We start from the raw sequence: 13,345 nt of genomic DNA on the forward strand, positions 1-13,345 counted from the left end.
GTTGCCGTTCGCTATTAGAACTGGCCGCCGAAGGTGAACTGCAGACGTTCGATCTCGTCGTTGTCTTCCTTTTTCAGCGGGAACGCGTAGCTGATCGAGATGGGGCCGACCGGGGCGCGCCACAACAGCGCCACGCCGGTGGACGCACGCAGCTCGTTGGCCTTGAAGTTGTCCACGCCGTCGTAGACGTTACCGAAGTCGAAGAACGCCGACACGCGTGCCGACGGGCTGTCGAACAGCTTGGGGAAGTACATTTCCACCGAACCGACGGTCTTGAACGAGCCACCCAGCGGCTGGCCGCGCGAGTAACTGACAGTGCGTTCCGAACGGGGGCCCAGCGTGTTGTCTTCGAAGCCGCGCACCGAGTTGGTACCGCCGGCGTAGAAGTTCTCGTAGAAAGGCAGCCCGGTCGCAGTGACAGTACGGATCAGGTTGCTGCCGTTGCAGCCTTGCTCCGTGTAGGTGGGGATGTTGTTAGTGTTGGTGACTACGCCGCATATGTCGCGGCGGCTGTCATTGCCATAACTGTCGCCGTAACCCAGCTCGAAGCGGGTGTTCAACACGATCGCCGGGATGATCGGCCAGTAGTTGGAGATCTGGTAGTTGAACTTGTAGTACTCGATCGTGGAGCCGGGCAGGGTGGTCTCCAGGCCGACGCGCTGGTACATGCCACGGGTGGGCATGAAGAAGTCGTTGCGGGTATCGCGTGCCCAGCCCAGCTCTGTGCGCCAGGCATGGAAGGTGCTAGTACCGATTGCATCGATGTAATTGATGATCGCCTGCGGGGTCTGGGTCGGGAACGTGTTGATCTGGTTGCTGTCGATGCCGACCATCGCCGAGACAGTATCGTTCTCGGTGATCGGCACGCCGAACACCACCTGCGCCGAACCATTCTTGCTGTTGTACTGGGCGGTGTTGAAGTCCGAGTAGTCCAGCGAGCGCCAGGACAGGTTGTAGCCCAGCGACACGCCGTCGTCGGTAAAGAACGGGTTGGTGTAGGAGAACGCGTAGCGCTGCTGGTAGCTGCTGCGCGAGGCTTCCACCGCCACCCGGTTACCGCCGCCCAGGAAGTTGTTCTGCGACAACTGCACCGAGGTGGTCACACCGAAGCTCTGCGAGTAGCCCAGGCCGAACACGAAGCTGCCGGAGGTGGTCTCCTTGACGTTGTAGACCACGTCGACCTGGTCGTTGCTGCCCGGCACGGCCGGCGTTTCCACATCCACGCTCTCGAAGTAGCCCAGGCGCTGCAGGCGGATCTTGGAACGGTCGATCGCCGCCTGCGAATACCAGGTGTTTTCGAACTGGCGCATCTCGCGGCGCAGGACTTCGTCCGAGGTGCGGCTGTTGCCCTTGTACAGGATGCGGCGCACGGTCACGCGCGGGCCCGGCACCACCTGCAGGTTCACCGCGACAGTGCGGTCCTCGCGGTTCGGGGTGGGGATCGGGTTGACCTTGGCGAAGGCGTAACCGACGTTGCTCAGCGTATTGGTGATCGCGTCGGAGGTGTACTCAAGCAGCGCACGCGAGAAGATGTCGCCGGCCTTGGGGATGACCAGGCGCTCGATGTCGGCCTGCGGCAGCACGGTGTCGCCGGTGACCTTGATCTCGGAAATCTTGTACTGCTCGCCCTCGGTGACGCCGGCGCTGACGAACATGTCGCGCTTGTCCGGGCTGATCGACACCTGGGTGGAATCGATGCTGAAGTCCACGTAGCCGCGGTCCAGGTACCAGGAGTTGAGCTTCTCCAGGTCGCCGGACATCTTTTCCTTGGAGTACTGGTCGTCGCGGCGATACCACGAGGCCCAGTTGTGCTCCTTGGATTCCCAGTTCTCCAGGATGTCCTCGTTGGCAAACTTCTCGGTGCCGATCAGGTTGACGTGGCGGATCTTGGCCGCCTTGCCTTCCTTGATCGCAATCGCCACGTCCACGCGGTTACGGTCCAGCGGGCTGACCGTCGGGGTGATCTCGACGTTGTACTTGCCGCGGTTGTTGTACTGGCGGGTCAGCTCCTGGGTCACGCGGTCCAGGCTCAGGCGGTCGAAGGTGCCCCCCTCGGTCAGGCCGATGTCGCCCAGGCCCTTGAGCAGTTCCTCGGACTTGATGTCCTTGTTGCCGGTCACGGTGAGCTTGTTGATCGCCGGGCGCTCCTTCACGGTGATCACCAGGATGTTGCCCTGGCGATCCAGCTGCACGTCCTCGAAGAAGCCGGTGCGGTACAGCGCACGGATCGAGTCGGCGACCTTGCCATCGTCCACGGTGTCGCCGCGGTTCACCGGCAGATAGGTGAACACGGTGCCGGAGGCGATGCGCTGCAGGCCGTCGACGCGGATGTCGCTGGCAACGAACGGCTCTGCGGCCAGGGCAACGACTGGCAGGCTGAGGCCGGCGGCGAGAGCGAGGGCAAGCAGGCGGCGAGTGGGAAGACGCGTCATGTCACATCCGGTTGGAGTCGATTTCGGGTGTTGCTGGATGCCGACGTATGACGACGACAACAGGCGGAAAGAGTGGAGCAGCTTCATCGTGGAACCAGGCCGAGGATGTCGTTGTAGAACGCCAGTCCCATCAGCCCGGCCAGGACCGCCAGGCCGACATATTGCCCGGCAATCATGGCCCGTTCGCTGATCGGGCTGCCCTTGACCAACTCGATAAGGTAATACAGCAGATGCCCACCGTCCAAGATCGGGATCGGCATCAGGTTGATGATCGCCAGGCTGAGCGACAGCAAGCCCAGGAAATACAGGAACCAGTCGAGCCCGCGTTCGGCCGAGGCGTTGGCGGCGCGCGCAATGGTGACCGGGCCGGAGATGTTCTTGACCGAGGCCTGGCCGGTCAGCATGCGCTTCATCATGCCCAGCGAGTCGGCGGTCATCCGGCCGGTCTCGCGGATCGCGGCAGGCACCGCGGCGAACATGCCGTACTGCTGGCGGCTGTCGTAGGCCGGCGCCTGCGCTGGCGCAAACCCCACGCCGAGCAGCCATTGCCCCTGCGGCGACCGGCGCGGGGCGATTTCCAGCGCCAGCCGGTCGTCGCCGCGCGCGACCTCGATCATGCCGGTCCCGCCCTGCGCGCCCAGTGCCTGCAGCTGGGCGGGAATCTCGTCGGCCGACCGGATCGGCTGGCCGTCGATGGCCACGATGCGGTCGCCCGGCTGCAGCAGCCCCTGCGCCGCCGAGCCGGCGACCACCTGGCCCACCACCGGCGGCTGCAGCATGAACTGCCAGCCGATGCCGGCCAGCGACGCCACGCGGCGCTCGTCAAAGCCGGCCGGCAGCTGCGACAGGCGCAGCGTGTGCTCGCGGTTGCCGGCGCCTTCGGTGGCGGTCAGCACGCGGATGTCGTGCCGGTCCATCGCCGCCGTGGTGAGCTGCATGCTGGCATCGCTCCAGCTGCTGACACTGCGCCCATCGATGCGCACGATGCGCTCGCCCGGGCTCAGGCCGGCTTCGGCGGCCAGACCGTCGGCGCGGCCGATGGTGGCCGAGTAATCCTGCTTGCCGACCACGAACATCGCCCACAGCATCGCCATGCAAAGCAACAGGTTGGCGATCGGGCCGGCGGCGACGATGGCGATGCGCTGCCATACCGTCTTGCGGTTGAAGGCCTGGTCCTGCTCGGCCGGATGCACGTCGCCTTCGCGTTCGTCGAGCATCCTGACGTAGCCGCCCAGCGGAATGGCCGCCACCACGAACTCGGTGCCGTGGCGGTCACGACGCATCCACAACGGCTTGCCGAAGCCCACCGAAAAGCGCAGCACCTTGACGCCGCAGCGGCGCGCGACCCAGAAGTGCCCGAATTCGTGGAAGGTCACCAACACGCCCAGGCTGACGATCATCCACCAGACCGAACCGATGAAATCACCCATGGATGCAACTCGGTTGCGTAAATCGATCAGGCATGAAGGCGGTGATTGGCGAGGGCGCGTTCGGTGATCTGCCGCGCTTGCGCATCGGCAGACAGCAGGGTGTCGAGGGAGTCGGCATTGTGCCGTGGGAGCGTTGTCAGTGTGTGTTCGACCAACGCGGGAATCGCTAGGAAACCCACCTGGCCCTGAAGAAACGCTGAAACAGCCACTTCATTGGCCGCGTTCAGGATCGCAGGCGCGGTCCCGCCGGCCTCCAGCGCCTCCCAGGCCAGGCGCAGGCACGGGAAGGCGGCCGTGTCCGGCGCCTCGAAATCCAGCCGCCCCTGGGTCAGCAGGTCCAGCCCGCCAACGCCGGACTCGACCCGCTCCGGCCACGCCAGGCCAACCGCCAGCGTGGTGCGCATGTCGGGCAGGCCAAGCTGGGCCAGGGTGGAGCCGTCGACGAATTCCACCAGCGAGTGCACCAGGCTCTGCGGATGCACCAGCACATCGATCCGGGCGCCGGGCAGGCCGAACAGGTGATGCGCCTCGATCACCTCCAGGCCCTTGTTCATCAGCGTCGCCGAATCCACCGAAATCTTCGGGCCCATCGACCACTTGGGATGGGCGACCGCCTGCGCGGGCGTGACCGCACCGAGCGCGGCGCGGTCCCAGCCACGGAACGGACCGCCGGACGCGGTCAGGATGACCCGGCGCACGCCGCGGCTGGCGTCGCAGGAGCGCAGGCACTGGAAGATGGCGCTGTGCTCGCTGTCGATCGGGATGATCTCGGCGCCGGCCGCAGTCGCGGTGCGGGTCAGCAATTCGCCGGCCAGCACCAGCGATTCCTTGTTGGCCAGCAGTAGGCGCTTGCCGGCGCCGGCCGCGGCCAGCGTGGACGGCAGGCCGGCCGCTCCCACGATCGCCGCCACCACGGTATCGCAGGCATCGCTGGCAGCCAGCGCGTCCAGGGCCTCGCTGCCGGCGTGGGCCTGGGTGGCCAGTCCGGCCGCGCGCAAACCGTCGCGCAGCGCCGGGTACAGGGAGTGGACGGCGATCACTGCGTGCGCAGGGCGATGGGTGACGCAGAGCGCCAGCAGCTCGTCGACCTTGCTGCCGGCCGACAGCACGCTGGCGCGCAGCCGCTGCGGATGACGGGCGATCACATCCAGTGCCGATGCACCGATCGAGCCGGTGGCGCCGAAGACGGCGACGTGACGGAGAGCAGAGCCAGCCATATCTAGAACCCGAGAATTTCCTTGCCGAGTGCGAACACCGGCAGGGCGGCGAGCACGCCGTCGATGCGATCCAGCACGCCGCCGTGGCCCGGAATCACCGTGCCCGAGTCCTTGGCGCCGGCATGGCGCTTGAGCAGGCTCTCGAACAGATCGCCCAGCACCGATGCCAGCACCGCCACCGCCGCCACCAGGATCAGCTGCGGCACGTGCGCCAGGGTGAGCCCGGCCAGCCAGCCGAACGCGCAGGCGACCACGATGCCGGCGACCATGCCGCCGAGCAGGCCTTCGATGGTCTTGTTGGGGCTGACCCGCGGCGCCAGCTTGTGCTTGCCGAACGCGCGGCCGGCGAAATAGGCGCCCGAATCGGCCGCCCACACCATGGTCAGCGCGGTCAGCAGCCACAGGTTGCCCTTGTCCGGGTTGGCATGCAGCAGCACCAGCGCGGCCCAGGCCGGCAATACCGCCAGCGTGCCGGCGGCGAGCTTGAGCGCGCGCGCCTGGCCGTTGCCGTGATCGGCACCGAAGGTGAAAAAGCGCAGCCACAGCAGCGCCAGCAGCCACCAGACCACCCCCACCAGGGCGGCGATCTGGAACAGCACCATGGAGCCGGCCGAGGCCCACACCATCAGCACCATCAGCAGCAGATTGAGCATCAGCAGCACGGTGCGCGGCAGGCTGTCGTCGATGCCGGAGAGCTTGAGCCACTCCCACAGACCGGTCAGGAACAGGATCGCCGCCAGCGCCGCCAGCCATTGCGTGGGCAGCAGCACGATCGCGCAGATGGCGAGCGGCGCCATGATCAGCGCGGCAATCACGCGGGTCTTGGTCATGCGGAGGAGCTCTCCGTCGCCTTCTCGGCGATCTGGGCACTGGTCAGGCCGTAGCGGCGTTCGCGCCCGGCGTAGTCATCCAGCGCCTGCTGCAGCACGCCGGCATCGAACTCCGGCCACAGGGTTTCGGTGAACCACAGTTCGGTATAAGCCAGCTGCCACAGCAGGAAATTGCTGATGCGGGTGTCGCCGCCGGTGCGGATGAACAGGTCCGGCGCCGGCAGATCGGCCAACGCGACGCGGCTGGCCAGCAGCGCTTCGTCGATCTGCTGCGGTTGCAGGCGGCCGGCGGCCACTTCTTCGGCCAATGCCCGCGCGGCCAGCGCAATGTCCTGGCGGCCGCCATAGCTGGCGGCGATGCTCAGCACCAGCCGCGCATTGGCGGCGGTGACGCGCTCGGCGGCGGCCATGCGTTCGCGCAGCGGCGTAGCGAAACGGCTGCGATCGCCGATGAAGCGCACCTGCACGCCGCGCCGCTGCAGTTCGTCGACCTCGCGATCGAGCGCGTGCAGGAACAGCTTCATCAGTGCATCGACTTCCTCCTGCGGGCGGCCCCAGTTTTCACTGGAAAACGCGAACAGGGTGAGCGCCGAAACGCCTTTTTCCAGGCAGAAATCGATGGTGCGATTGACCGCGCGCGCGCCGGCGCGATGACCGATCATGCGCGGACGCCGCCGACGCTGCGCCCAACGCCCGTTGCCATCCATGATGATGGCAATGTGGCGCGGCACGGCGGCAGCGGAAGGTGCTGGATGCATGGCAGGCGATGCCACGATCAGACCGTCATCAGTTCCTGTTCCTTGGCCTTGACGACCTCATCCACATCCTTGATGGCCTTGTCGGTGAGCTTCTGGATGTCGTCTTCGGCGCTGCGTGCCTCGTCTTCGGTGACCGCCTTGTCCTTGAGCAGGTCCTTGACCTGCTGGTTGGCATCGCGACGGATGTTGCGGATGGCCACCTTGCTGTCTTCGCCCTCGCCATGCACGGCCTTGCTGAGCTCCTTGCGGCGCTCCTCGGTCAGCGGCGGCAGGTTCAGACGGATCACGGTGCCGACCACGGTCGGGGTCAGGCCCAGATCCGAGGCGTAGATCGCCTTTTCCACGTCCTTGATCATGCCCTTGTCGAACAGGCTGATGACCAGCGAGCGGCCTTCGGAGACGCTGATGCTGGCGACCTGGTTGAGGGGGGTGTCGGTGCCGTAGGCCTTGACCTTGATGCCGTCCAGCAGCGCCGGAGAGGCGCGGCCGGTGCGCACGGTGGTCAGGGAATGGCGCAGAGCATCGATGCTCTTGGTCATGCGCGTCTGCGCGTCTTGTTTGATCTGGTTGAGCATCGCCGGAATCCGTGTGGAGCTGAATCCGGAGATTATAGCCGGGACTGAGGTTTCACGACTCGCGGGTCGTCAGGACCCGCGCAGCCGGTTCACTTGCCGGCACTTCACGCCCGGCGCCGCCATCGTGAGCTATCAGCGCAGCCCGGGCGCCGCGCCTTTGCGATTCCCCAATCCCGATTCCCGATTCCCAGCCTCAGCTGCGGCCCTGCACCAACGTGCCGATCTGCTCGCCGTGCAGGATGCGCAGCAGCACGCCGGGCTCGCTCATGCCGAAGATGCGCAGCGGCAGGTCGCTGTCGCGCGCCAGTGCGAAGGCGGCGGTGTCCATCACTTCCAGGCCCTGCAGGATGACCTGGTCGTAGGTCAGGCTGTCGTAACGCACCGCATCGGTGTGCTTCTTCGGGTCCTTGTCGTAGACGCCGTCGACCTTGGTTGCCTTGAGCAGCAGGTCGGCACCGATCTCGATCGCGCGCAGCGCCGCGCCCGAGTCGGTGGTGAAGAACGGATTGCCGGTGCCGGCGGCGAAGATCGCGATGCGGCCCTTTTCCAGGTGGCGGATCGCGCGACGGCGGATGAAGTCCTCGCAGACATCGTTGATCTTGATCGCGCTCATCACGCGCACCTTGGCGCCGAGCTTCTCCAGCGCATCCTGCATCGCCAGCGCGTTGATCACGGTGGCCAGCATGCCCATGTGGTCGCCGGTGACGCGGTCCATGCCGCTGGCGGCCAGGCCGGCGCCCCGGAAGATGTTGCCGCCGCCGATCACCAGGGCGACCTGCGCGCCGGCCTGCTGGGCTTCGATCACTTCATGGGCGAGGCGGTTGATGACCTTGGGATCGATGCCGTAATCCCCGTCTCCCATCAGCGCCTCCCCGGAAAGTTTGAGAAGAATGCGGCGATAGGCAAGTTCGGACATGGGGGAAACCTCGGTGTGGGGGATCGGCAAACGCCGGCAAGTCTAGCGGAAGCCTGTCACCGGGCGTGGTAAAAATTCGGTAGTTGGCGATGACGTGACACGTTGCTCAGTGCGCGCGCGGCGGCTGCGGTGTCGGCACGTCGGTCGCATCGTAGGCGGTGACGCGGTTGCGGCCGCGATGTTTGGAGCGGTACAGCGTGCTGTCGGCGGCCTGCAGCAGATGCTCGATGCTCTCGAACTGGCGGTCGTCGCCGCCGTGGGTGGCCAGCCCCGCCGAGAAGGTGATGTGCAACGGGCCGCCCTGCAGTTGCGCCATCGGCGTGCGTGCGGTTTCGGCCAGGATGCGCTCGACCACCATCAATGCCGCTTCGGCCGCGGTGTTGGGCAGGATCACCAGGAATTCCTCGCCGCCATAGCGGGCGACCAGGTCGCTGGTGCGCACCATGCGCTGCAGCGTCTGCGCGAAGTTGCGCAGTACCTCGTCGCCGACCAGGTGACCATGCGCATCGTTGACGCGCTTGAAGTCGTCCAGGTCGATGAAGGCGATCGACAGCGGCCAGTTCTGGCGCGATGCCAGCTCGAACTCGTGCGCGAGCGCAGTGCCGAGCTGATGGCGATTGAACACGCCGGTCAACGCATCGCGGCTGGCCTGTTCGGCCAGATGGCGCATGCGGTTTTCCGATTCGTCGGCATGCCGGCGCGCTTCGGCCACGTCCTGCAATTCGCGCAGGCTGCGCAGCATCGCCAGCTCGCGCGCCTGCTCGAAGATCATCTGGATGTGCTCGGGCTGCGGCACGCGAATGTCGAACAGGGCTTCCAGTTCGGGCAGCGATTCGGCAATGCGTTCGATCACCTTCTCGAAGCGTTCGGCGTCCAGGTCCAGCACCTCTTGCGCCTGTTGTTGCGCGCGTTCGGTGGCCGCCACGGCACTGGCCGACAGCCAGATGTCGGCCAGGCGCCCGGACAGCGCGACACAGGCCATGAACGGCTCCAGGCCGGCGGGCTCTTGCTCGCTTTGCGCGATGGCGTTCTGCAGGTACGGCGGCAACTGCCATTGATGCGCGAGCCAGGCGCCGACTTCGGCATGGGTGGCGCCCAGCTGCTCGCGTTCGGCCTCGAGCAGCGCGGCGTTGTCGGGCGCCTGCTCCAGCAGCGGCGCATACAGCTCGGGCGCGCCCTGCAGCAGGGCCAGCTTGCCGATGTCCTGCAGCAGGCCGGCCAGCATGAGTTCTTCGGGTTTGCGGATGCCGTAGGCCTGCCCGAGGATGCGGCTGGCCAGCGCGCACAGCCCGGCACGGCGCCAGATGCGCTCATGCAGCGGATGCGCGGCGAAGGTGCTGCGCACGCCGTGCACCATCGAAAACCCTAGTGCCAGGCTCAGGGTCGCGTTGAGGCCGAGCATGGTCAGCGCCTGGCCGAGGTTGTCGATACGGCGGCGGCTGGCGTACAGCGGCGAATTGGCAACCCGCAGCATGCGCGCGCTCAATGCCATGTCCATGCCGATGACGTTGGCCGTGGTGGTCATGTCCACGTCGGGGTCCTGCGCCAGCTCGATGACGCGCAGCGCCACACCCGGAGGCGACGGCAGGTTGCGGCAATAGTGCAGGGCGGCCTGTAGATCTGGTTGCATGGGTCATCGCCGACGGTGAACGCAAGCATACCGCTGCGTTCGTTAATGGGGCACGCCATGCTTGGCCGCCGCCGCGCCGCAGCGCGTGCGTGATGGACGCGGAAAGCCTGGTCGGCATCCAGCTGTAGCGGCCACCGCCACGACATCTGTAGATGTTGAGGCCGGTTGCGGGCCTGGCGGATGCGTTCGCTTCAGTTTCGCGCGTTGCTGGCGCGCGCGCCAGCGCCGGGCAAAAAAAAGCCGCGGCAAGCCGCGGCTTTTTCTACGGTGCGGCGAGGATCAGGCCAGTCCGGCCTGCTTCATCACTTCGGCGGCGTAGTCTTCCACCACCTTCTCGATGCCTTCGCCAACGGCCAGGCGCTGGAAGCCGACCACGTCGGCACCGGCGGCCTTGACCGCCTGCTCGACGGTCTGGTCGGTGTTCAGCACGTACGGCTGGCCGTACAGCGTCACTTCGTTGACGATCTTGCTGATCTTGCCGCTGATGATCTTTTCCAGGATCTCGGCCGGCTTGGCCTTGTCCTTCTCGGACATCTTGGCCAGTTCGATTTCCTTTTCCTTGGCGATGAACTCGGCCGGGACGTCGGAGGCCTTGACGTGCGGCGGGTTCATCGCGGCGATGTGCATGGCGATGCCGCGAGCCAGCTCGATGTCGCCACCCTTCAGCTCGACCAGCACGCCGATGCGGCCGCCGTGCACGTAGGCTGCGACGTTGTTGGCGCTGTCGATACGGACCAGGCGACGCACCTGCAGGTTCTCGCCGACCTTGGCGATGACCGCGGCGCGACGCTCTTCGATGGTCTCGCCGCTGTCGAGCTTGACGCTCTTGAGCGCTTCGGCATCGGCTGCGTCTGCGTTCAGCGCGGCGGTGGCCACAGTCTCGGTGAAGGCCAGGAAGTTCTCGTCCTTGGCGACGAAGTCGGTCTCGGAGTTGACTTCGACCAGCACGGCCTTGCCGCCGGCCTGTGCGGTGGCGATGCGGCCTTCGGCGGCAACGCGGTCAGCCTTCTTGTCGGCCTTGGCCAGGCCGGACTTGCGCAGCCATTCGGCAGCGGCGTCGATGTCGCCTGCGTTTTCGACGAGTGCCTTCTTGCACTCCATCATGCCGGCGCCGGTGCGCTCGCGCAGTTCCTTGACCAGGGAAGCAGTGATTTCCATGGAATTACCTCATATGGACGAATGCGTGCGGCGGAATGTTCCGCCAGTAGGAGACGACGCAGCCATGCCGGCCGCCCCCGTAGAGATGTTCGGTGGCCTCGGCGACGGGCCGCGGGGGCCCGTCGGGGCTGCGGCCGCACAGCATGGTGCGGCCGCATTGCAGGCCGATTACTCGGCAGCCGGAGCGGCCGCGTCGGCCGGCGCGTCAGCCTTCTTGTCGCCCTTCTTGGCCGGAGCGCGACGGCCCTTGCCTTCGTCGGCGGACTCGGCGGAGAACTCTTCCTCGCGCACCGACGCGGAGTTCGGCGCAGCGGCCTTGCCTTCCAGCACGGCGTCGGCAGCGGCGCGTGCATACAGCTGCACGGCACGGATGGCGTCGTCGTTACCCGGGATGGCGTAGTCGACCAGGGCCGGATCGTAGTTGGTGTCCACCACCGCGATCACCGGAATGCCGAGCTTCTTGGCTTCCTTGATGGCGATGTCTTCATGGCCGATGTCGATCACGAAGATCGCGTCGGGCAGGCGGTTCATTTCCTTGATGCCGCCCAGCGAGGCGTCCAGCTTCTCGCGCTCGCGACGCAGGCCCAGCACTTCGTGCTTGACCAGCTTGTCGAAGGTGCCGTCGGTCTCGGCCGACTCCAGTTCCTTCAGGCGGGCAACCGACTGCTTGACGGTACGGAAGTTGGTCAGGGTGCCGCCCAGCCAGCGCTGGGTCATGAACGGCATGCCGCAACGCTCGGCTTCTTCCTTGATGGACTCGCGCGCGCTGCGCTTGGTGCCCAGGAACAGCACGGTGCCGCGCTTCTGCGCGATCGAGGAGAGGAAGTTCATCGCGTCATTGAAGAGCGGAACGGTCTTCTCGAGGTTGATGATGTGGATCTTGCCGCGCGCGCCGAAGATGTACGGCGCCATCTTGGGGTTCCAGTAGCGGGTCTGGTGACCGAAATGGACGCCGGCTTCCAGCATCTGACGCATGGTGACTTGGGGCATTGAAGTAACTCCTGATAGCGGAATCACCGTGCGCGGCCTTGACTTTGAGGAGTCCGCACATGGATGTGCGGGCTGTTGCGAGGGACTCGCATCAAAACGCACATGATTCCGGGGTTGGGCTTCCCTGTCGCCTCCGTGTCGAACCCCCTGTTGGGGGCACCCCGGCACGGATGGCGGCGGCAGGTGTGAATTCGTCGGTGACGTCCGACGTGAACGACGCACTGCGTGCAATACGCAAAACAGCCGGCGGAGTATAGCCGGCGGGGCGGGGAGGTGCAATTGGGGCTCGGGATTGGGGATTTGGGATTGGCAAAAGCTGGGCTTCCTCGATGCGAATCCCCAATCCCCAATCCCCAGAGCTTATGGCTCCAGTGCCAGCGTAGTCTCGGTATCGCTGTTGATGCGTGCCACGAAGCGGCCGTTGCCGGCGGGCAGGTTGGCCGGCAGCGGCCATTGGCGGGTCTGGCCGGGCAGCACGTAACCGGCCAGGTCGTCGCGGATGCTGCGGCGGGTACCGCCGGCATCGATGTAGGCCAGGTCGGCCAGCCGGGCGTGGCTCGGCCCGGCATTGTGGACCTGCAGGGCGCGGCCGCTGCCGTGGCCGGACACGCTGGCCTGCAGCACCGGGTGCTGTTCGCCGGGCTGGCTGGGCAGGGCGAATACCGGCGTGGAATACCGCAGCAGCTCGGTATCGCTGCCGGCGGCATGCTGGGTCACCACCAACCGGTAGCTGTCCTCGGCCTGTGCCGGGCTGGGGCCCAGCCGGATCACCCGCAGCAGCTGCCGGCCTTGCGACAGAATTTCGAACTGCGCCGGGCTGACGGTGGCCGCGGTGGCCGGTTCGAGCAGCTCGCGGTCGCCGTCCTGGCGCCAGCGGTAGAGTTTGGCTTCGGCGCGCCATGGCAGCGCGGCCTGGTTGTAGAGCCAGACGGCCGCCTGGTCGCTGTCGGCGGGAATGCGTGCAGTGGTCGGGGCGATGGCGATCTCGGCGCCAGCGGCGGTGCCGACGATGGCCAGGCCGGCCAGTGCAAGCGCCAGCAGGCAGCAGCGGGAGCGAGGCGTGGCCATGCTCAGAACGCGATCGTGGTCATGCGCGCACTGCCGGCAGGCGCAGGCCCGGCGAGTGCACTGGCATCCTGCCCGGTGCTGGTGACGGCGGGGTCTTCGGCGGTGCTGGCCGGCGGGGCGATCGCCATCGGCGTGCCCCTGGAACAACTGGCGCGCGGGGGCGCAGTACGCAGCTCGCAGCCGCTGAGCAGGCGCAATCCGATGTGCAGGGTGAAGTTTTCCGGGCCGCGCGCAGCGGCCGCATTGGCCGCGGTCGAGGTCGCGGTGCAGACGAGGGCGACCAGCGTCAGGCGCTTCAGGAGAGTGACCAGCGTCATGAAGGCAATCGTTTGCATTGGAGA

General features: G+C 66.5%; 12 protein-coding genes. All 12 read right to left on the minus strand.

The genetic code is table 11. The features are described from left to right. Positions 1 to 14 precede the first annotated feature (14 nt). The 12 genes from bamA to EO170_RS08620 all read right to left on the minus strand — a co-directional run bounded on the left by bamA (position 15) and on the right by EO170_RS08620 (position 13,339). Positions 15 to 2,432, minus strand: a complete 2,418-nt coding sequence (bamA, locus tag EO170_RS08565) for an outer membrane protein assembly factor BamA (RefSeq protein WP_164740976.1) — start codon at positions 2,430 to 2,432, stop codon at positions 15 to 17. Between the two features lie 83 nt (positions 2,433 to 2,515). Continuing rightward, on the minus strand, positions 2,516 to 3,862 hold the full coding sequence (gene rseP, locus EO170_RS08570; RefSeq protein ID WP_126944100.1) for an RIP metalloprotease RseP: 1,347 nt from the start codon (positions 3,860 to 3,862) through the stop codon (positions 2,516 to 2,518). 26 nt (positions 3,863 to 3,888) lie between these two features. Continuing rightward, the gene (locus tag EO170_RS08575) at positions 3,889 to 5,079 is read right to left on the minus strand and encodes a 1-deoxy-D-xylulose-5-phosphate reductoisomerase (RefSeq protein ID WP_126944103.1); all 1,191 of its coding nucleotides are present in this window, start codon (positions 5,077 to 5,079) and stop codon (positions 3,889 to 3,891) included. Between the two features lie 2 nt (positions 5,080 to 5,081). After that, positions 5,082 to 5,909, minus strand: coding sequence for a phosphatidate cytidylyltransferase (locus tag EO170_RS08580; protein WP_126944106.1), 828 nt, complete (start codon positions 5,907 to 5,909; stop codon positions 5,082 to 5,084). Beyond that, positions 5,906 to 6,667, minus strand: coding sequence for a polyprenyl diphosphate synthase (gene uppS / locus EO170_RS08585; protein WP_164740977.1), 762 nt, complete (start codon positions 6,665 to 6,667; stop codon positions 5,906 to 5,908). The genes EO170_RS08580 and uppS overlap by 4 nt, the downstream gene beginning before the upstream one ends. A gap of 17 nt (positions 6,668 to 6,684) precedes the next feature. After that, the gene (gene frr, locus EO170_RS08590; protein ID WP_016902392.1) at positions 6,685 to 7,242 is read right to left on the minus strand and encodes a ribosome recycling factor; all 558 of its coding nucleotides are present in this window, start codon (positions 7,240 to 7,242) and stop codon (positions 6,685 to 6,687) included. 193 nt (positions 7,243 to 7,435) lie between these two features. Continuing rightward, positions 7,436 to 8,158, minus strand: coding sequence for a UMP kinase (gene pyrH, locus EO170_RS08595; RefSeq protein ID WP_104648342.1), 723 nt, complete (start codon positions 8,156 to 8,158; stop codon positions 7,436 to 7,438). 106 nt (positions 8,159 to 8,264) lie between these two features. Beyond that, positions 8,265 to 9,788 (minus strand): GGDEF domain-containing protein, encoded by a 1,524-nt coding sequence (locus tag EO170_RS08600; RefSeq protein ID WP_119132350.1) that lies wholly within the window; start codon positions 9,786 to 9,788, stop codon positions 8,265 to 8,267. Between the two features lie 279 nt (positions 9,789 to 10,067). Next, positions 10,068 to 10,946, minus strand: a complete 879-nt coding sequence (gene tsf, locus EO170_RS08605) for a translation elongation factor Ts (protein WP_104583393.1) — start codon at positions 10,944 to 10,946, stop codon at positions 10,068 to 10,070. Positions 10,947 to 11,114: 168 nt separating this feature from the next. After that, on the minus strand, positions 11,115 to 11,936 hold the full coding sequence (gene rpsB / locus EO170_RS08610; RefSeq protein ID WP_026064294.1) for a 30S ribosomal protein S2: 822 nt from the start codon (positions 11,934 to 11,936) through the stop codon (positions 11,115 to 11,117). Positions 11,937 to 12,296: 360 nt separating this feature from the next. Next, positions 12,297 to 13,004, minus strand: a complete 708-nt coding sequence (locus EO170_RS08615; RefSeq protein WP_126944112.1) for a fimbria/pilus periplasmic chaperone — start codon at positions 13,002 to 13,004, stop codon at positions 12,297 to 12,299. Positions 13,005 to 13,006: 2 nt separating this feature from the next. Continuing rightward, the gene (locus EO170_RS08620) at positions 13,007 to 13,339 is read right to left on the minus strand and encodes a hypothetical protein (RefSeq protein WP_104583391.1); all 333 of its coding nucleotides are present in this window, start codon (positions 13,337 to 13,339) and stop codon (positions 13,007 to 13,009) included. Between the last annotated feature and the right edge of the window lie 6 nt (positions 13,340 to 13,345).

Origin of the sequence: Xanthomonas sp. BRIP62409 (assembly GCF_003992965.1) — a bacterium.
Classification (GTDB): domain Bacteria; phylum Pseudomonadota; class Gammaproteobacteria; order Xanthomonadales; family Xanthomonadaceae; genus Xanthomonas; species Xanthomonas euroxanthea.